At 60.4% G+C, this 18,725-nt stretch carries 18 protein-coding genes; 11 read left to right on the plus strand and 7 right to left on the minus strand.

Going from position 1 to position 18,725, the window contains the following annotated elements; translation table 11 throughout:
- The first annotated feature begins 76 nt into the window (after positions 1–76).
- Positions 77–1,564, plus strand: a complete 1,488-nt coding sequence (locus TK06_RS27475) for a helicase HerA-like domain-containing protein (protein WP_063325236.1) — start codon at positions 77–79, stop codon at positions 1,562–1,564.
- 137 nt (positions 1,565–1,701) lie between these two features.
- Here TK06_RS27475 and TK06_RS27480 read toward each other — a convergent pair whose 3' ends face one another.
- A complete protein-coding gene (locus TK06_RS27480) occupies positions 1,702–2,157 on the minus strand; it encodes a DUF721 domain-containing protein (protein WP_063324598.1) in 456 nt (151 codons plus the stop codon).
- 294 nt (positions 2,158–2,451) lie between these two features.
- Between TK06_RS27480 and secA the strand changes: the two genes are divergently transcribed.
- From secA to TK06_RS27500, 4 genes are all read left to right on the plus strand, one after another.
- Positions 2,452–5,187 carry a preprotein translocase subunit SecA gene (gene secA / locus TK06_RS27485; RefSeq protein WP_063324599.1) on the plus strand — a complete coding sequence of 912 codons (2,736 nt, stop codon included), beginning with the start codon at positions 2,452–2,454 and terminating at the stop codon, positions 5,185–5,187.
- A 123-nt stretch (positions 5,188–5,310) separates the two neighbouring features.
- On the plus strand, positions 5,311–6,528 hold the full coding sequence (gene argJ / locus TK06_RS27490; protein WP_063324600.1) for a bifunctional glutamate N-acetyltransferase/amino-acid acetyltransferase ArgJ: 1,218 nt from the start codon (positions 5,311–5,313) through the stop codon (positions 6,526–6,528).
- A 93-nt stretch (positions 6,529–6,621) separates the two neighbouring features.
- The gene (locus TK06_RS27495; protein WP_063324601.1) at positions 6,622–7,254 is read left to right on the plus strand and encodes a glutathione S-transferase family protein; all 633 of its coding nucleotides are present in this window, start codon (positions 6,622–6,624) and stop codon (positions 7,252–7,254) included.
- Positions 7,251–8,195: a Nudix family hydrolase gene (locus tag TK06_RS27500; protein WP_063324602.1), complete on the plus strand. Its 945-nt coding sequence runs from the start codon at positions 7,251–7,253 to the stop codon at positions 8,193–8,195. Before TK06_RS27495 ends, TK06_RS27500 begins: the two co-directional genes overlap by 4 nt.
- Positions 8,196–8,330: 135 nt before the next feature.
- Here TK06_RS27500 and TK06_RS27505 read toward each other — a convergent pair whose 3' ends face one another.
- Genes TK06_RS27505 through TK06_RS27515 form a run of 3 tightly spaced genes read right to left on the minus strand, consistent with a single transcriptional unit; the run spans position 8,331 to position 11,915 of the window.
- Positions 8,331–8,912 carry a cob(I)yrinic acid a,c-diamide adenosyltransferase gene (locus TK06_RS27505; protein WP_063324603.1) on the minus strand — a complete coding sequence of 194 codons (582 nt, stop codon included), beginning with the start codon at positions 8,910–8,912 and terminating at the stop codon, positions 8,331–8,333.
- Positions 8,913–8,914: 2 nt separating this feature from the next.
- Positions 8,915–10,951 carry a sensor histidine kinase gene (locus TK06_RS27510; RefSeq protein WP_063324604.1) on the minus strand — a complete coding sequence of 679 codons (2,037 nt, stop codon included), beginning with the start codon at positions 10,949–10,951 and terminating at the stop codon, positions 8,915–8,917.
- Between the two features lie 46 nt (positions 10,952–10,997).
- Positions 10,998–11,915, minus strand: a complete 918-nt coding sequence (locus TK06_RS27515; RefSeq protein ID WP_063324605.1) for a putative 2-dehydropantoate 2-reductase — start codon at positions 11,913–11,915, stop codon at positions 10,998–11,000.
- A 142-nt stretch (positions 11,916–12,057) separates the two neighbouring features.
- Here TK06_RS27515 and TK06_RS27520 point away from each other — a divergent pair, with 142 nt between their 5' ends.
- Both TK06_RS27520 and TK06_RS27525 read left to right on the plus strand, forming a co-directional pair.
- Positions 12,058–12,543 carry a YajQ family cyclic di-GMP-binding protein gene (locus TK06_RS27520; protein WP_060740892.1) on the plus strand — a complete coding sequence of 162 codons (486 nt, stop codon included), beginning with the start codon at positions 12,058–12,060 and terminating at the stop codon, positions 12,541–12,543.
- A 152-nt stretch (positions 12,544–12,695) separates the two neighbouring features.
- Positions 12,696–13,538, plus strand: a complete 843-nt coding sequence (locus TK06_RS27525; RefSeq protein ID WP_063324606.1) for a mechanosensitive ion channel family protein — start codon at positions 12,696–12,698, stop codon at positions 13,536–13,538.
- 170 nt (positions 13,539–13,708) lie between these two features.
- On the opposite strand, the gene TK06_RS27530 is transcribed toward TK06_RS27525, so the two are convergent.
- On the minus strand, positions 13,709–14,962 hold the full coding sequence (locus TK06_RS27530; RefSeq protein ID WP_063324607.1) for an OprD family porin: 1,254 nt from the start codon (positions 14,960–14,962) through the stop codon (positions 13,709–13,711).
- 888 nt (positions 14,963–15,850) lie between these two features.
- Here TK06_RS27530 and TK06_RS27535 point away from each other — a divergent pair.
- Positions 15,851–16,276, plus strand: a complete 426-nt coding sequence (locus TK06_RS27535; RefSeq protein ID WP_063324608.1) for an HIT family protein — start codon at positions 15,851–15,853, stop codon at positions 16,274–16,276.
- A gap of 3 nt (positions 16,277–16,279) precedes the next feature.
- Positions 16,280–16,486: a SlyX family protein gene (locus TK06_RS27540; RefSeq protein WP_003205050.1), complete on the plus strand. Its 207-nt coding sequence runs from the start codon at positions 16,280–16,282 to the stop codon at positions 16,484–16,486.
- A 78-nt stretch (positions 16,487–16,564) separates the two neighbouring features.
- Here TK06_RS27540 and TK06_RS33245 read toward each other — a convergent pair whose 3' ends face one another.
- Together TK06_RS33245 and TK06_RS27550 are read right to left on the minus strand one after the other, a co-directional pair.
- Positions 16,565–17,170: a cold-shock protein gene (locus TK06_RS33245; RefSeq protein ID WP_003205048.1), complete on the minus strand. Its 606-nt coding sequence runs from the start codon at positions 17,168–17,170 to the stop codon at positions 16,565–16,567.
- Between the two features lie 177 nt (positions 17,171–17,347).
- The gene (locus TK06_RS27550; protein ID WP_063324609.1) at positions 17,348–17,566 is read right to left on the minus strand and encodes a hypothetical protein; all 219 of its coding nucleotides are present in this window, start codon (positions 17,564–17,566) and stop codon (positions 17,348–17,350) included.
- Here TK06_RS27550 and TK06_RS27555 point away from each other — a divergent pair.
- Both TK06_RS27555 and TK06_RS27560 read left to right on the plus strand, forming a co-directional pair.
- Complete coding sequence (locus tag TK06_RS27555; RefSeq protein WP_063324610.1) at positions 17,565–18,035, plus strand: Dps family protein; 471 nt, start codon at positions 17,565–17,567, stop codon at positions 18,033–18,035. The two genes, TK06_RS27550 and TK06_RS27555, sit on opposite strands and share 2 nt — an antisense overlap.
- 302 nt (positions 18,036–18,337) lie before the next feature.
- Positions 18,338–18,682: a ribbon-helix-helix domain-containing protein gene (locus tag TK06_RS27560; protein WP_063324611.1), complete on the plus strand. Its 345-nt coding sequence runs from the start codon at positions 18,338–18,340 to the stop codon at positions 18,680–18,682.
- The last annotated feature ends 43 nt before the right edge of the window (positions 18,683–18,725 follow it).

The raw sequence follows: 18,725 nt of genomic DNA on the forward strand, positions 1-18,725 counted from the left end.
GGGGCTTAATGCGCCAGGCATGCTTTTATATAAGCGTGCAAAATGGCGTCATATCGCAAACACCACGGGTGACTACATGCCTGACTCATCGCAACTCGTTATCGGGGCCGACCTTAGCGGCCAGCCCATCGCCCAGGCCATGCGCCTGGCGAACCGTCATGGTCTGGTGGCAGGCGCCACCGGTACCGGCAAGACCGTCACCTTGCAGCGCCTGGCCGAAATGTTCAGCGATGCCGGCGTGGCGGTGTTCGCGGCGGACATCAAGGGTGACCTGTGCGGCCTGGGCGCTGCCGGCAATCCCCAGGGCAAGATCGCCGAGCGTATCGCCGGCATGCCCTGGCTCAACCACAAGCCCCAGGCTTACCCGGTGACCTTGTGGGATATCCACGGCCAGTCCGGGCATCCATTGCGCACCACCCTGAGCGAGATGGGCCCGTTGTTGATCGGCAGTCTGCTGGAACTGACGGACAGCCAGCAGTCGGCGCTCTACGCCGCGTTCAAGGTGGCCGACCGCGAAGGCCTGTTGTTGCTGGACCTCAAGGACCTGAAGGCGCTGCTCAACCATCTCAAGGACAACCCAGAATTGCTGGGGGACGACGCGGCCTTGATGACCACCGGTTCCAGCCAGGCGTTGTTGCGACGCTTGTCCACCCTGGAACAGCAGGGGGCGGACGCGTTGTTCGGCGAGCCAGCCTTGCAGCTCGAAGACATCCTGCAACCGGCCAGCGATGGCCGTGGCCGCATCCACTTGCTCGACGCCAGCCGCCTGGTCCATGAAGCACCGAAGGTCTACGCGACGTTCCTGTTGTGGCTGCTGGCCGAGCTGTTCGAGCAGTTGCCCGAGCGCGGCGATGCAGACAAACCGCTGCTGGCGCTGTTCTTCGACGAGGCGCACCTGCTCTTTGCCGGGACGCCCAAGGCCTTGCAGGAGCGCCTGGAACAAGTGGTTCGGCTAATCCGTTCCAAGGGCGTGGGGGTGTATTTCGTGACCCAGTCGCCGGGCGATTTGCCGGACGACGTGCTGGCGCAGTTGGGCTTGCGCATCCAGCACGGCTTGCGGGCCTTCACTGCCAAGGAGCAGAAATCCCTGCGGGCGGTGGCCGACGGTTTCCGGCCCAACCCGCAGTTCGATGCCCTGGCGGTGCTGACTGAACTGGGCATCGGTGAAGCCCTGGTGGGCACCTTGCAGGAAAAAGGCACGCCGGAAGTGGTCCAGCGCGTGCTGGTGGCGCCGCCGCAGTCGCGCATCGGGCCGCTGAGCGAGGCTGAGCGTGCCGGGTTGATCGCCAGCTCGTCGCTGCAAGGGCGCTATGACAAGCCCATTGATCGCGAGTCGGCCTATGAAGTGCTGATGGGCCGCAAAGGGCTGGAACCGCAGGCCGAAGAGGCACCGGGTAAGCCGACGGCGGAAGAACCGAGCTTCACCGAAAAGGCCGGGGAATTCCTCGGCACCGCGGCCGGTCAGGCGCTTAAATCGGCGATGCGCCAGGCGGCCAATCAGTTGGGGCGGCAATTGGTGCGTGGGTTGATGGGCTCGTTGCTCGGTGGCAGCAAGCGCCGGTAGCCAGGACCGAGTTGCCACCATCGCGAGCAAGCTCGCTCCCGCAAAGGATTGGCGTCGTACACGAAACAGGTGCCCGCCGCAGATCCCCTGTGGGAGCGAGCTTGCTCGCGATAGCGGTTCAACAGGCGCCGAAACTCTCAGCCCTTGGGCCTGGCATGCGCCGCCAACCGCTCCAGCGCCGCCCGCAGGTTAGGGTCGGTGATGCCGTCCGCCGTGGCCTGGATAGTCGCCGCGGCGTCGGTGGACAAATCCAGCGTGTGCCCTTTGGCGCCGACCTGGACGGTGGGCGGTTGCACCTTGAACAGGATCCGCGTCAGGTTGGCGAATTCTTCGAACACCTGCAATTGACGCAAAAGACGCTTTTGCTGATAGCGCAAACGCGTGGCCCAATGCCCGTCGGTGACGATCAGCAACAAACTGCCTTCGCGCCAGGACGCCACGTGGCAATGCTCGCGGGCGGCAGGCTGCAACTGGCTGTCGAGCAAGCGCTGCAAGTGACCCAGGCGTTTGGCGTGGCCGAAGATGGCTTTCAGCGGTTTGGCTTCGCGCAGCAGGACGGCGGGAGCCTTGGCTGGAAGAGGGCGAAAGGCCATGAATGAATACCGCAAGTGACAGAGGCGCCATGGTAGCAGAAAGCGCCGGGGCCGCCTCGACCGCTGTCGCCCGCCCCATCAAAGCGTAACTTCTGGGCTTTGTGGGTTGAAGTTCGCGCAAAAGCCCTTATTTTATGCAGGCCCCGTCACAGCGCTGTGCCAGCATCGTGGAATAACGCCACTTTCCTCTCCATCGTTTCCGGGTAGAATGCTCGTTCGCATGCGGCCATGAGGGCTGCACGGGCGACTCACGGGGCCGCCCTCCATCCCTTTAGTGTGGAAGATCCTGCCGATATGTTTGCGCCTTTGTTAAAGAAACTTTTTGGAAGCAAGAACGAGCGTGAAGTCAAGCGCATGCTCAAGACGGTACAGACTGTCAATGCCTTCGAAGAGCAAATGGTGGCCCTTTCGGACGATCAGTTACGCGCCAAGACTGCCGAATTCAAGGACCGCATCGCCAAGGGGGAAACCCTTGACCAGCTCCTGCCTGAAGCCTTTGCGGTCGCCCGTGAAGCCGGCAAGCGGATCATGGGCATGCGCCACTTCGACGTTCAGTTGATCGGCGGCATGACCTTGCACGAAGGCAAGATCGCCGAAATGCGTACCGGTGAGGGCAAGACCCTCGTGGCGACCTTGGGCGTGTACCTCAACGCACTGTCCGGCAAGGGCGTGCACGTCGTGACGGTCAACGACTACCTGGCCCGCCGCGACGCCAACTGGATGCGCCCGCTCTATGAATTCCTCGGCCTGACTGTCGGTGTCGTCACGCCGTTCCAGCCGCCGGAAGAGAAGCGCGCCGCCTACGCCGCCGACATCACCTACGGCACCAACAACGAATTCGGGTTCGACTACCTGCGCGACAACATGGCGTTCAGCATGGAAGAAAAATTCCAGCGTGAACTCAACTTTGCCGTGATCGACGAAGTGGACTCCATCCTCATCGACGAAGCCCGTACCCCGCTGATCATTTCCGGTCAGGCCGAGGACAGCTCCAAGCTGTACATCGAGATCAACAAGCTGATCCCGCAGCTCAAGTTGCACGTCGAGGAAGTCGAAGGCGAAGTGACCCAGCCCGGGCACTACACCGTTGACGAGAAGACCCGTCAGGTCGAGCTCAACGAAGCGGGTCACCAGTTCGTCGAGGAAATGCTCACCCGTATTGGTTTGCTGGCTGAAGGCGAGAGCCTGTACTCGGCCCACAACCTGGGCCTGCTGACCCACGTTTATGCTGGCCTGCGTGCGCACAAGCTGTTCCATCGCAACGTCGAATACATCGTGCAGGACGGCCAGGTCGTACTGGTGGACGAACACACCGGCCGTACCATGCCGGGTCGTCGCCTGTCCGAAGGCCTGCACCAGGCCATCGAAGCGAAGGAAGGCCTGAACATCCAGGCCGAGAGCCAGACCCTGGCCTCGACCACCTTCCAGAACTACTTCCGCCTGTACAACAAGCTGTCCGGCATGACCGGTACGGCCGACACCGAAGCGTTCGAATTCCACCAGATCTACGGCCTGCAAGTGGTGGTGATTCCGCCGAACAAGCCATTGGCCCGTAAAGACTACAACGACCTGGTGTTCCTGACCGCCGAAGAGAAGTACGCGGCGATCATCAACGACATCAAGGAAGGCATGGCCCAGGGCCGTCCGATCCTGGTGGGTACCGCCACCATCGAGACTTCCGAGCACATGTCCGCCCTGCTCAACAAGGAAGGCATCGAGCACAAGGTCCTCAACGCCAAGTTCCACGAGAAGGAAGCCGAGATCATCGCCCAGGCCGGTCGCCCGGGTGCGCTGACCATCGCCACCAACATGGCCGGTCGTGGTACCGACATCCTCTTGGGCGGCAACTGGGAAGTGGAAGTTGCCAGCCTGGAAAACCCGACCCCCGAGCAGATCGCACAGATCAAGGCCGACTGGCAGAAACGTCACCAACAGGTGCTCGAATCCGGCGGTTTGCAGGTGATCGCTTCCGAGCGTCACGAGTCGCGTCGTATCGACAACCAGCTGCGTGGCCGTGCCGGTCGCCAGGGCGACGCCGGTTCCAGCCGTTTCTACCTGTCCCTGGAAGACAGCCTGATGCGCATCTTCGCCTCTGACCGGGTGAAGAACTTCATGAAGGCCTTGGGCATGCAGCCGGGCGAGGCGATCGAGCACCGCATGGTGACCAACGCCATCGAGAAGGCCCAGCGCAAGGTCGAAGGCCGCAACTTCGACATTCGTAAGCAACTGCTGGAGTTCGACGACGTCAACAACGAACAGCGTAAAGTGATCTATCACATGCGTAACAGTTTGTTGGCCGCCGACAACATTGGCGAAACCATCGCCGATTTCCGCCAGGACGTGCTCAACGCCACCGTCAGTGCCCACATTCCGCCGCAGTCGTTGCCGGAGCAGTGGGACGTCGCTGGCCTGGAAGCCGCCTTGCAGAGCGACTTCGGCGTGGCGTTGCCAATCCAGCAATGGCTCGACGAAGACGATCACCTGTACGAAGAAACCCTGCGCGAGAAGCTGCTGGCCGAACTGATCGCCGCGTACAACGAGAAAGAAGACCAGGCCGGCGCCGAAGCGCTGCGCTCCTTCGAGAAGCAAATCGTGCTGCGGGTGCTGGACGACCTGTGGAAAGACCACCTCTCGACCATGGACCACCTGCGTCACGGTATCCATTTGCGTGGTTACGCCCAGAAGAACCCGAAGCAGGAGTACAAGCGCGAGTCCTACACGCTGTTCTCCGAGTTGCTCGACTCGATCAAGCGCGACTCGATCCGTGTGCTGTCTCACGTTCAGGTTCGCCGCGAAGACCCGGCCGAAGAAGAAGCCCGCCTGCGCCAGGAAGCCGAAGCCCTGGCTGCGCGCATGCAGTTCGAACACGCCGAAGCCCCGGGCCTGGAAGTGGTCGCCGAAGAGGGCGTCGATGTGGATGTCGCCTTGGCGACCGCACCGGTGCGCAACGAACAGAAGCTGGGTCGTAACGAACTGTGCTACTGCGGTTCGGGCAAGAAATACAAGCATTGCCACGGGCAGATCCAGTAACCCCGTTTCAACGCTGAACCACCCGCGCCGCGACCGGATTTTATCCGTCGCGGCGTTTTGCCATTTTGATTCGCCGTCCCAATGAGGACGGCGTCGATAGACATCTCATTTAGGAGCGCATTCATGGCTGTTGGTCTTGGTCCGTTGCCCACGTTGCACCCGGTTGCCGGTTTTGAACTCGGTATCGCTTCGGCGGGCATCAAGCGCCCCAGGCGCAAGGACGTCGTGGTCATGCGTTGCGCCGAAGGTTCGACGGTCGCTGGCGTGTTCACCCTCAACGCCTTTTGCGCCGCTCCAGTCATCCTGGCCAAGCAACGCGTGCAGGGACCGGTGCGTTACTTGCTGACCAACACCGGTAACGCCAACGCCGGTACCGGCGCGCCAGGCCTGGCCGCTGCCGAGCGCACCTGCGCCAAGCTGGCGGAACTGACCGGTGTCGACGCCAGCCAGGTGCTGCCGTATTCCACCGGCGTGATCGGCGAGCCGCTGCCGGTCGAGAAGATCGAAGGTGCGTTGCAAGCCGCTCTCGATGATCTGTCGGAAAACAACTGGGCCGCAGCCGCCACCGGCATCATGACCACCGACACCTTGCCCAAGGGCGCGAGCCGCCAGTTCGAGCACGATGGCGTGACCATCACGGTCACCGGTATCAGTAAAGGTGCTGGCATGATCCGTCCGAACATGGCGACCATGCTTGGCTACATCGCCACCGACGCCAAGGTCTCGCGCCAAGTGCTGCAAGACCTGATGCTTGACGGCGCCAACAAGTCGTTCAACCGCATCACCATCGACGGCGACACCTCCACCAACGACTGCTGCATGCTGATCGCCACCGGCAAGGCCAGCCTGCCGGAAATCACCGAAGCCAGCGGCCCGCTGTTCGCGGCGCTGAAGCAGGCGGTGTTTGAAGTGTGCATGGAAGTGGCCCAGGCCATCGTGCGTGACGGTGAAGGCGCGACCAAGTTCGTGACCGTGCAGGTGAACGGCGGTGGCAATCACCAGGAATGCCTGGATGTCGGCTACACCGTGGCCCACTCGCCGCTGATCAAGACCGCGCTGTTCGCCTCCGACCCTAACTGGGGCCGCATTCTCGCCGCCGTTGGCCGTGCCGGCGTGCCTGAGCTGAACGTGAGCAAGATCGACGTGTTCCTCGGCGAAGTCTGCATCGCCAGCCAAGGCGCTCGCGCTGCGACTTACACCGAAGCCCAGGGCGCGGTGGTCATGCAACAGGAAGAAATCACCATCCGTATCGAGCTGGGACGGGGTGATTGCAGCGAAACCATCTGGACCACTGATCTGTCCCACGAGTACGTCAAGATCAACGCTGAGTACCGGACTTAACAGGCTCGGGACCGAGTTGCTGCCATCGCGAGCGAGCTTGCTCGCGATGGCGCCAGAACAGACACCTCAGAACCATAAGAAAGGAATCCAGGCATGAGCATGCACCTGATCATTGGCGACCAACGCATTTCTTCCTGGTCCCTGCGCGGCGCGTTGGCCCTGGCGCTGACCGGCGCGAAGTACACCGAAGAGCTGGTCAGGCTCGACCAGCCCGACACCCGCGAGAGGCTGCTCAAGTATTCGGCCACGGCCAAGGTCCCGCTGCTCAAGACCGAGTTCGGCGTGATCGCCGACTCCCTGGCGATTGCCGAATACCTGGCTGAACAGTTTCCCGAGGCCAATCTCTGGCCCAAGGATGTTGCCGCCCGGGCCCAGGCTCGCTCGGCTTGTGCGCAGATGCACAGCGGTTTTTTCGCCCTGCGCAGCCACATGCCCATGGACCTGCTGCACGATGCGCCGTTGTCGCCGATGCCATCTGACGTGCAGGCGGAAATCCAGCGGATGCTGGCGCTATGGGCGGAGTGCCGTGCGGCGGCTACCGAAACCGGTCCCTATCTGTTTGGCCGCGTGAGCCTGGTCGATGCGTTTTTTGCCCCTGTTGCCGTGCGCTTGCGCACTTATCAGGTGAAACTGTCGCAGGTCGATGAGGCCTACGTCGAAACCCTTTATCAATGGCCGGCGTTCAAGGCGTGGCAACACGCTGGCCTGGAGGACACTGCGCGGTGAAACGAGTCCATGTGGCGGCGGCGGTCATTCGCGACGCCGCCGGTAAAATCCTGATCGCCCGAAGGGCCGACACCCAGCACCAGGGGGGCCTGTGGGAGTTCCCCGGTGGCAAGGTCGAGGCCGATGAGTCCGTCGAAACCGCCCTGGCCCGTGAACTTCATGAAGAGCTGTGCATTGTCGTCGATGCCGCCCGACCGTTGATCAAGGTGCGCCACGATTACCCGGACAAACAGGTGTTGCTGGATGTCTGGGAAGTCTCGGCGTTCACCGGCCAGCCCCACGGCGCCGAAGGGCAGCCGTTGGCCTGGGTGACGGCCCGAGATCTGACGAACTATGAGTTTCCGGCGGCCAATCAGCCGATTGTCGCGGCGGCCCGTTTGCCGGGTGAGTACCTGATCACGCCTGACGGCCTTGAAACACCGGCCTTGCTGCGAGGCATGCAGAAGGCGATTGCCGGTGGGATCAAGTTGGTCCAGCTACGTGCCCCCAACGGTTACGACCCGCAATACCGCGATCTGGCGGTGGACGCGGCGGGGCTGTGTGCCGGCAAGGCCCAGCTGATGCTCAAGGGCCCGTTCGAATGGCTGGGGGATTTTCCTTCCGCTGGCTGGCACATTACCGCCGCGCAACTGCGCAAGCATGCAGCGGCCGGTCGACCGTTTGGCAAGGACCGCTGGCTGGCGGCCTCCTGCCATAACGCTGAGGAACTGTCCCTGGCGCAGCAGATGGACGTGGACTTCGTGACACTCTCGCCGGTGCAACCGACCCAGACCCATCCCGATGTACAGCCGTTGGGGTGGGCAGAGGCGGCGCGCTTGATCGAGGGCTTCAATAGGCCGGTCTATCTGTTGGGCGGGGTCGGGCCTGGCGAGCGGCAAAAAGCCTGGGAAGCCGGGGCGCAGGGTGTGGCGGGGATTCGGGCGTTTTGGCCAGAGGCTTGAAGCGGCAGTGAACTGATCGTTCCCGCGCTCCGCGTGGGAATGCCTCAACGGACGCTCCGCGTTCGGCTCTGGAGGGACGCGGAGCGTCCCGGGCTGCGTTCCCACGCAGAGCGTGGGGAACGATCATGCAGGTGATCAGCCCTCAGGCTTGGCCGCCGCTTCCCAAAGCACCTCCGCCACCCCTTGCCGCCGGGCAATGACCCGCGCGGCCACGAACAGCAGATCCGACAACCGATTGATATAGGCCAGCCCCGGCCCGGCCAGCGGCTCCATGGCGTTCAATTGCTGGCAGCGCCGCTCGGCGCTACGGGCCAGGCTGCGGCAGACGTGGGCCTGGGCTACCAACGTCGAGCCTCCTGGCAGGATGAAGTTTTCCAGGGGGCCCAATTCCTCGTTCCACCCATCGATCGCCGCTTCCAGCCGCTCGATTTCCGCGACGTTCAAGGCCTGATAAGCCGGCATCGCCAGTTCCCCGCCGAGATCGAACAGACGGTGCTGACAAGGGGCGAGCACGTCACTGACCTCCTTCAGCCCCGGATGCCGGGTCGTTTCAGTGGCGAGCCCGGCCAGCAATAAACCCAGCTGGCTATTCAGTGTATCCACTTCGCCGATGGCCTCGACCCGTGGGTGGTCCTTTGCCACGCGGCGACCATCGCCCAACCCGGTTTCACCTGTGTCGCCGGTGCGGGTGTAAATCTTCGACAGGCGAAAACCCATGCTCAGCGCTCCAGTTGTCTGTTTTCCTGCGGCACCATTGAAGTGCCGGCCAGGGGCAGGCGCAAGGTGAAGCAGGTGCCTTGACCTGGCGCCGACTGCACTTCCATCTGGCCCTTGTGGTTGTTGGTGATGATGAAATACGAGACCGACAGCCCGAGGCCCGTGCCCTGGCCGATCTCTTTGGTGGTGAAGAAAGGTTCGAAGGTACGTTTGCGCACGTTCTCGCTCATGCCAATGCCATTGTCCTCGACCTGGATTTCCGCCCACGGCGGATTCAACCGCGTGCGCAGGATGATACGCCCCGGTTCGCTGTCGTCCTGGCGCTGATGGATCGCCTGGGCGGCGTTTTTCAGCAGGTTGAGCAGCACCTGTTCCAGCTCGTTGGCCGTGCCGGGCACCGGGCCCAGGTTCGGGTCGAACTGACGGGTGATCGCCTGGCCCTTGAAGTCGAAACCGATGGCCAGGTCGAAGTCGTTGCCAGCGATTTCCACTGCCTGGTCGATCAGCGCGGGCAGGTCGCAAGGCGCCATTTGCCGGGTACTGCGACGACTGAAACTGAGCATGTGGGTGACGATTTTTGCTGCCCGGGCGCCGGCTTGCTGGATACCGTCGAGCAACTGCGGGATCTCCCGACCCTGGAGGTAACGATTGACCTCCTCTAACTGGATACCCAGCAGCTCGGCCTGTTCGAGGTTCTTGGGCAGTTCCGGCGACAGGCGACGACGGATGTTCTGCACGTTGTGCAGGATCGCGCCCAACGGGTTGTTGATTTCATGGGCCATGCCCGCTGCGAGGCCGCCGACCGAGAGCATTTTCTCCGATTGCACCATCATTTCTTCCAGCGACAGGCGCTGGGTGATGTCATCGATCCGGATGACCACGCCACGCCCGGCGCCGCCCATCAGCGGGTAGAAGGTGAGGGCGTAATGCCGGGCTTCGTCGTCCTTGGTCCAAGTGACGCGTTCGATCTTGGCCACCGTGTGCTGCTCGACGGTTTGCTTGAGCTGGGGCAGGTAGGGTTTGAGCGGTTCGAAGGCGAGGAAGATCGGCTGGTTCAGCGCCTCATCCAGCCGTGTGCCGGAGAGGGCGCTGGCTTCCTGGTTCCATTGGGTGACGTAGAGCTGCTCGTCGAGGGCGATCAGCGCCGACGGCATGGAGTCGATAATGCTGTTGAGGTAATTCTGGAAACCGGTGAGCTTTTTCTCGATCTTGCTACGCACCTGGACTTCCAGTTCCAGCTTGCGATTGGTGTGGCGGGTTTCTTCCGCCAGGCCCTGGGCCTGGTCGTAGGCGGCCTGGGAGTCGTCCCGCGCGCGCTTGAGTTGCTGCTCCCGGGCTTCGATGCGCGAGAGCATGGTGTTGAACGCCTCGGCCAGGCTGCCGATCTCATCGTGGTTGCCGCGTGCGGCACGCAGGGCATAGTTCTCTTCGCGGGTGACCTGGCGTGACAGTTCTTCGAGTTGATGGATTGGCTGGGTGATCAGGCGCTTGATCTGCTGGGCAATGATCAGCCACAGCAACACGCTGAAAATCAGGATGCCGAGGCTGGCAGTCAGGGTGCCGGTGTAGAACGCGGTCGGCAATTCGCTGCTGGCCACCAGTAACAGATGGCCGGGCACCGTGCCGGGGCGGGGCAGGGTGATGACCTGGTTGCTGCGAAATTCGCCCGCCTGCCAGGCTTGTATGTTGCGGTAATGGTCCGGCAGCTTGAGCTTTTCGCCCTGTTGCAGTTGTGCCAGGCGTTCGCCCTGGCCGTCGTACAGCGCCGCCGCCCGCAGCGGTGCGTAGCTGTTGAGCTCGTCGAGCAAGCGTTGGGCGCTTTGTGGCGATTGCAGGGCGTCGGAGATCAGGCTTGGATTGGCCACCAGCCGGCCAATGGTCTGCAGGGCCTGGGGTGCCATGCTTTCCTGGGAGATGTAGTAGGCGGCGCTGATAAAGGTCAGGTTGGCCACCAGCAGGACAGTGGTCAACAACACCAACAGGGCGGCCAGCAGTTTCTGGCCGACCGGGAGGTTTTCAAGGCGCTGGCGCAATGGCATCAGACTCGTCGCTAAAAAGGAATACGAGGGCCAGCGTAGCCGCTGCTCAGTCGCTGGGCAATCCGAGGTTGTGCAAGTGGACAATCAGTCGCTGTCGCAGTTGTTCCAGGTGCGGCACGCTCAGTTCATGGCGTTGGGCGACCTTGCAGGCATAACCGAGCAAGTAGCTGATTTCGGTGCGGCGCCGATTGGCGACATCCTGGTACATCGAGGAATAATTGGCGGCCGTGGCCTGGATCACCCGTTCGACTTCCGGCTGTAAATCTTCGGCCGCAGCGGGCTGGCCGCAGCGTTCGAGCAGGTCGGTGAGTTCTGCGCACAAGGTCGCCACTTCGCAGCGGTGTTCCTGCAAGCCGCCGTTCTTGCAGTGATGCAGCACGGTCAGCGGGTTGATTGCGCAATTGAGCGCCAGCTTGCGCCAGAGCCGGGTGAGGATGTCGGCGCTCCATTCGTGGGGAATGCCAGCGGCGGCCAAGTCGTCGAGCCAGAACGGCGCCACTGGGTGAGCCGGGTCGCCCAGCCAGGTGTAGCCGTGGCCGGCGAATACCACGCGCCAGTCACCGTCGCGGAACGCGCCTTCGGTGCTGGAGGCGCTGATGCAACGGGCTTGGGGCACACAATTGGCCACCGCGTCCTGGCTGCCGAGGCCGTTCTGCAACAGGATAAGTTCCGATTCGGCGTCCAGACGATGGGCCACCGAGGCCACGGCCGCTTCCGCGTCGTAGGCTTTGCAGGCCAATAGCAGGCGCCTGATCGGTTCTGGGTTGTCCGCCGTTTCGCCAGGTATCGGGTAGCTCTGCGCCTGGCCCTGTTCCATCAGCGTCAGGCCGCCGGCGCTTCGGTAGGCTTGCAGGCGGGCTTCGTTGCGCAGCACCAGCCGAACCGGCAACCCGGCCCGGGCCAGGCGCGTGGCCCACAACGTGCCGAGACTGCCGGCCCCCAGGACATGCCAGGTGGTCGACATCAGTTTTTTACTCGGATTGGCGCAGGCATCTGAGGGCTCGCAGTGTCGGCAGGAAAAGAGCCGTTATAATGAGCCCGATTTTAACCACAAGCCAAGCGCGCGCCGATGATACTGGCGCGCCTTTTTATTTGGAGAACACTACATGCCGTCATTCGACGTGGTATCCGAACTGGACAAGCACGAAGTCACCAACGCGGTTGAAAACGCCGTCAAGGAACTCGACCGTCGTTATGACCTCAAGGGCAAGGGCAGTTTCGAGTTCAAGGAAAAAGACCTGACCGTGAACCTGACCGCCGAGGCCGAGTTCCAGCTCGAGGCGATGATCGAGATCCTCAAGCTGGCGCTGGTCAAGCGCAAGATCGACGTGCAGTGCCTCGAGGTCAAGGACGCCTATGCCTCGGGCAAGCTGATGAAGCAGGAAGCCGTGCTCAAGGAAGGCATCGACAAGGAACTGGCGAAGAAGATCGTCGCTCATATCAAGGACGCCAAGCTCAAGGTGCAAGCCGCCATCCAGGGCGAGCAGGTGCGAGTCACCGGCAAAAAGCGTGACGACTTGCAGGAAGCCATTGCGGCATTGCGCGGCAAGGAATTCGGCATGCCACTGCAATTCAATAATTTCCGCGATTGATACTTCAGTGACCCTGTGGCGAGGGAGCTTGCTCCCGCTTGGGTGCGAAGCGCCCACCTATAAGGGGCTGCTACGCAGCCAGCGGGAGCAAGCTCCCTCGCCACAATGTGTCTCTGCAGGTCTTTTAGTGGCAACAGGAATAGGAGAGAGAGATGGACTTGAATGCTGAAGTGGACAACCTGGTCAAGGCTTCCCAGACCTGGATCCCCATGATCATGGAATACGGCAGCCGCGTGCTGCTGGCGGTCATCACCCTGGCCATCGGCTGGTGGTTGATCAACAAAGTCACGCAGAAACTGGGTGCGCTGCTGGCCCTGCGTAACGCTGACCTGGCGCTGCAAGGGTTCATCAGTACCCTGGCCAACATCATTCTGAAGATATTGTTGATCGTCAGCGTCGCTTCGATGATCGGTGTGGAAACCACTTCGTTCGTTGCCGCCATTGGTGCCGCCGGCCTGGCGATTGGCCTGGCCCTGCAAGGCAGCCTGGCGAACTTCGCGGGTGGCGTGTTGATCCTGCTGTTCCGTCCGTTCCGCATCGGTGACTGGATCGAAGCCCAAGGTGTGGCCGGTACGGTCGACAGCATCCAGATCTTCCACACCGTGTTGCGCACCGGTGACAACAAGACTGTCATTGTGCCCAACGGCAATCTCTCGAACGGCATCATTACCAACACCAACCGCCAGCCGACCCGCAAGGTGGTGTTCGATGTCGGCGTGGATTACCAGGCCGACCTGCAAAAAGCCCGGGAAGTGCTGCTGGACCTGGCCAAGGATGAGCGTGTGCTGGCGGATCCGGCGCCTGAAGCGGTGATTTCCACCTTGGGCGACAGTTCCATCACGGTGTCGCTGCGTATCTGGGTCAAGACCGCGGACTACTGGAGCGTGATGTTCATGCTTAATGAGCAGGCGCGGGATCGTTTGAAGGATGCCGGTATTGATATTCCGTTTCCACAGCGAGTGATTCGGGTGGTTCAGGAAGGAGCAGCGCAATAATGATTCGACTATAACTTGGCCTGGGGTCAGGTCAGGTTATGTTTAGTTAGCTTGCTATTTAACAAGTTGTGCTAAAGCTTACATTGCAATGGATATAAAAAAACCGCTCACCTGATCCAGATGAGCGGTTTTTTGCTTGTTGCGGGTGTCGCTATCGAACTAGCACTGAATTACAAGATGCTCAGTGGGTATTCGATGATCAGACGGGTGTCATTGTTGTCGTTGCCGTTGATGGCGTTGTAGTCAGAGTTAGCACGGTAGAACGCAGCACGTACGCGGAAAGACAGGTCCTTGGCTGGACCGCTTTGCATAACGTACTTGGTTTCGAAGTCCCACTCGTGCTCTTTGCCTTCTGCGCCGCCAGTCTCGATGTTGTCACCGGTAACGTAACGAGTCATGAAGCTCAGGCCAGGAACGCCGTAGGTCTTCATGTTCAGGTCGTAGCGAGCCTGCCAGGAGCGCTCGTCCTGACCGTTGAAGTCGGAGTACTGGATGGAGTTGGCGAGGAAAATGGTACCGCCGCCGTCAACGCCATACACATAGCCGGTGTCACCGGAGGAGCGCTGGTGAGCCAGGGTGAACTTGTGGGCACCGATGGCATAGGCTGCTGCGAGGGACCAGATACGGTTGTCAACGTCGCCGCTGAGCTTCTGGCCCTGATCCTGGCTGTCATAACCGTTGAAGTCGAAGTTCAGGGACTGATCTTCGTTGATCGGCAGGGTGTAGTTCAGGTTGATGTATTTCTTTTTGTAGTGATCTTCAACGTCGGAAGCCGCTACGCCTGCTACGAAATTGTCGGTGAACTGGTAGGTTGCGCCAACGATGTCAGCAGATTTCAGGCCAAGGCCGTCATCTCCCATGCCAGTTTGCGAGCTGATGGCGTTGAAATGACCTGCGCTCAACTCCAAGCCTTTGATTTCTTTGCTGGTGATCAGCGTACCCGTGGCAACTTCTGGCAGCAGACGGCTGTCGTCAGTCGAGAAAACCGGGCTGGTGGTGAACTGGTTACCGTATTTCAGGACGGTGTCGGACAGACGGAATTTAACCGCGCCGCCCACCTTCGATTGTGTGTCTTCCAGGTTGCCGTCGCTGTCACGAGCGAACAGACCGTTACCGGCACGACCGCTACCGCCATCAATGCGAACGGTGCCAAATGCGAAGCCATCAACGCCTACACCAACGGTACCTTGAGTGAAACCCGACTCGTAGATGGCACGAGCGGCAACACCAGACTCTTCACGATAACTTTGTGAAGTGCTTGGGTTGTTCTTGAAATCACGGTTCATGTACAGCGCACGGGTCAGAACAGTCAAGCTCTGATCTTCAATAAAACCCTTGGATTCTTCCTGGGAAGAGGCCATTGCGAACTGCGAGGTACTGGCCGATACAGCCAGTGCGATCATGCTCCACTTCATCACGCGCATCGTGATTTGCTCCTTTGGTTTTTAGAAGAGTACTGCCGTCCCACCTGTTTTTTTATCTGGGCGGCTCTTTCTTTTTGTGTCGGCGCAAACTTATATCACGTCGACATTCTTTGGCGATACTTGCCCATTCAACCTTTCAGCTTCTTTACGACCATGTCGCCAATGGCTCGATCCATGTCGCATTTCAGCTGGTCCGACGCAACCGTATCCACAACTTAATGTTGTTTTTTCTTTTCCGGCATCGGTGTAAAGAGTCCGTCATTACCGCGCTTGAAGCTCCTGTGGGCAGCCTTGCCACTTTAATTTGTATGTCGGCAGGTTCTCGCTTCCGGCGAGGCCTTTGGACAGTGCGGGGATGAATGCAACAAGCATGCTCAAACCCGAATTTTGTTTACATTTTTTTCACATTTCACCGGTTGACGCGGTGAAACCTCATGAAACCGGGCTCCAAAGGCCTTGTTTTAAATAGGGTTGACTCGTGTGCGGCTCTCGTGATTGACGCCGACAAACGCGGCGAGACAATCAAAAACGTTACCGGTTCACCCTACCCAGTGAGTAGATCACGGATGCTTTGTGCACTGAGCGTAGACGCACTGTGCTGTTTTGGTGCAAAAAATTTTCCGGCTGTACGAAAATCTTACAACGCCGAGGCCTTGCGTGGGCCCCTGGCACGGTCCTGTCAGGACTGTGTGGTGCCGCTTGCGCTGTGTTGGTGCGTCAGCTTGCACAGGTTGATGCTGTGTGTTGAAAAAAACTTCGCAGGACGAGCATCAGGACGGTACACCGTGATCGATCCGGCGTTCGCGGGTATGCTGCGCATCTGAGTCCGATGCAGGCCTGTAGGCCGCCGAACCGGGCAAAACCGATAACGAGCGAGGAGTACGCGCGGTGTTCGCTTTAGATCCACGACTGCAACAAGACACATTGCCGATCGGTGATTTCCCGTTGTGCCGATTGCTCTTGTCCAACGATTCGAACTACCCGTGGTTCATCCTCGTACCGCGGCGGGAAGATATCAGCGAATTGTTTCAATTGGATGACGCTGATCAACAACAGCTGTGGAAAGAAACCACGGCGTTGGCCGAAACCCTCAAGGATTCGTTCGATGCCGACAAGATGAACGTTGCAACCCTGGGTAACGTCGTCAGTCAATTGCACATGCATGTCATTGTGCGTAAGCGTGATGACGCCGCCTGGCCCGCGCCGGTCTGGGGCAAGCACCCGGCCCAGCCTTATAATGCAGGGCAGGTCGCGGCCATTCGTGAACGGTTGCGAATGGCCTTGACCGATGATTTCAAGTTTCTGGAGGGCTGAACCATGAACCTTGAAGACCGCGTAACCGATCTGGAAAGCCGCCTGGCGTTTCAGGATGACACCATCCAGGCATTGAACGATGTGCTTGTGGAGCAGCAGCGGATCGTCGAGCGTCTGCAACTGCAGATGGCGGCGTTGCTCAAGCGCCAGGAAGAAATGGCCGGGCAGTTCGAGTCGTTCGAAGAAGAGGCGCCGCCTCCTCACTACTGACTGGGCCCGACTCTCGTTTGACGGGCAATAAAAAACCGCGAGCAGCCAGGCTGCATCGCGGTTTTTTACGGTCAGGGATCAGCGGCGCGGTAGCGCGGCGATCACGTCTTCGGCCTGCAGGCCCTTGTCGCGGTTCATCACGGAGAACTCCACGCGCTGGCCTTCCACCAGGACGCGATGGCCTTCGCCACGAATGGCCCGGAAATGCACGAAAATGTCATCGCCGGAGTCGCGGGAGATGAAACCGAACCCTTTGGACGTATTGAACCACTTCACCGTGCCGGTATCGCGGTTGGACATGTCGTAGTTCTGCGCAGCGGCGGCCGGCGACGACTTCTTGTAGAAGCTGACGGCCAGGTGCAGTGCCACGGCGAGCAGTGCCGCGCCCAGGCTGAACAGAATGGCCGGTTGACCGCCGATTTCCGGCATGGGTGCCAGCAGGGCCAGGGTTTGCAGGGCAACGGCCAGTACCAGCAGGGCGCTGACCAGGTTTTGCAGTTGGTGACGTGGACCTTTGTTCCAGTAAGGGATGACGGGTGCAAGGGTCAGGTTGAGCAGGCCGAAAAAGGCCAGGTACAGTGCATCGGGGTGTTGCAGGTAAGGTGTGGCTTCGGAACCCAGGCTAGGGATGAAGGACAGCAGCAGGGCAGCTGCGCCCATTAGCAAGTGGACGATTTTCAACATTTTGATTGGCTCACGGTTAAGACAGATCACAAGGAAGAGCGGGTCGGGGACGGTTCGCTTCGAAACAATGAGAGGCGTTGGACACGTACCCGAATCAGCCTATGCGCCACACCCGGGAAAATAAGCGTAGCGACACACTGCCTATTTAACAGTAAAGCTCGGGCCTTCTCAAACCCGTTACGGGCGCGCACCGCGCTGTTCGTCGGCCAGGAAAAACTCGCCGATGCTTGAAGGTGCCAGGCAAACGGCGTTGAATTCCTCGAGGTGTCGGAACCGCCCGCTGCCCCGGCTTGTCGGTTCAGGAGGGCTGGCGATCTGTCGCAGGCCATCGGCGGCCAAAACCACTAGAGTTTGGGGCGTTGTCGAATTCATCACCGTCAGGAGATCAACCAGCATGGCAATTGATATCGGTATCAGTGAAGAAGACCGCAAATCCATCGTCGACGGGCTTTCGCGCCTGCTGTCGGACACTTATGTGCTGTATCTCAAGACCCACAATTTCCACTGGAACGTCACGGGACCGATGTTTCGGACCCTGCACCTGATGTTCGAGGAGCAATACAACGAGTTGGCCCTGGCGGTGGACCTGATTGCCGAGCGCATCCGCGCCCTGGGTTTCCCGGCTCCGGGGGCCTACTCGGTGTACGCGCGCCTGTCTTCTATCAAGGAAGAGGAAGGCGTGCCTGCCGCCGATGACATGATCCGGCAACTGGTCGAGGGCCAGGAAGCGGTGACGCGTACGGCCCGTGGCATCTTTCCTTTATTGGACAAGGTCAGTGATGAGCCCACCGCCGACCTGCTGACCCAGCGCATGCAAGTTCACGAAAAGACCGCGTGGATGCTGCGGGCGCTGTTGGAAAACTAATAGGGCGCGCGTTGTATGTCGTGGCGAGGGAGCTTGCTCCCGCTGGGTTGCGAAGCGACCCCCCATACCAGACGCTGATTCTTTGGAGGCTGGAAGATTTTGCGCCTGCTGCGCAGCCGAACGGGAGCAAGCTCCCTCGCCACAGGTGTAGGACGACGTAATTCGTCGCCTGCCTGCTGTTGGCTTGTCCTACGCCCATGGTCATAAAGTCGTCTGGAACTGGCGATGCCGTTGAGCTTCCATAGAGCCACAGGTGGATTGTTCCAACTGAGAGGCTCGTATGGCAAAGGAGTGTCAACGGTATGATTCAAGGAAAGGAACCGGAGGAGGGGGTGCGTGGACGCTTTCAGTCCATCAGCGTCGATCCGTTCGTCAGGGGGTTCGATATGCAACTGGTGCGTCCCCTGGCCCGATCCATTCGTCTGAACGGGTTCGCCACCTGTCTGCGGCTGGAGCAGGTCTATTGGGATATCCTCGGCGACATGGCCCAGCTCAACAGCTGTTCCATCAGTACGTTGCTGTCCCATGTCGACAGAGAGGTGCACCTGCGCCATGGCGGGGTACGCAATTTCAGCGCGCTGGTGCGTGTTGTATGCGTGGTGCACGGTTTGAAGGAAACCGTGTCGCAGGTGGCGGACTGTCATTGACGGCTAGCTGCCCTGTCGATGACTGAGTCGGACTGCAAACGGC

Source organism: Pseudomonas fluorescens, from assembly GCF_001623525.1.
GTDB lineage: Bacteria > Pseudomonadota > Gammaproteobacteria > Pseudomonadales > Pseudomonadaceae > Aquipseudomonas > Aquipseudomonas fluorescens_Q.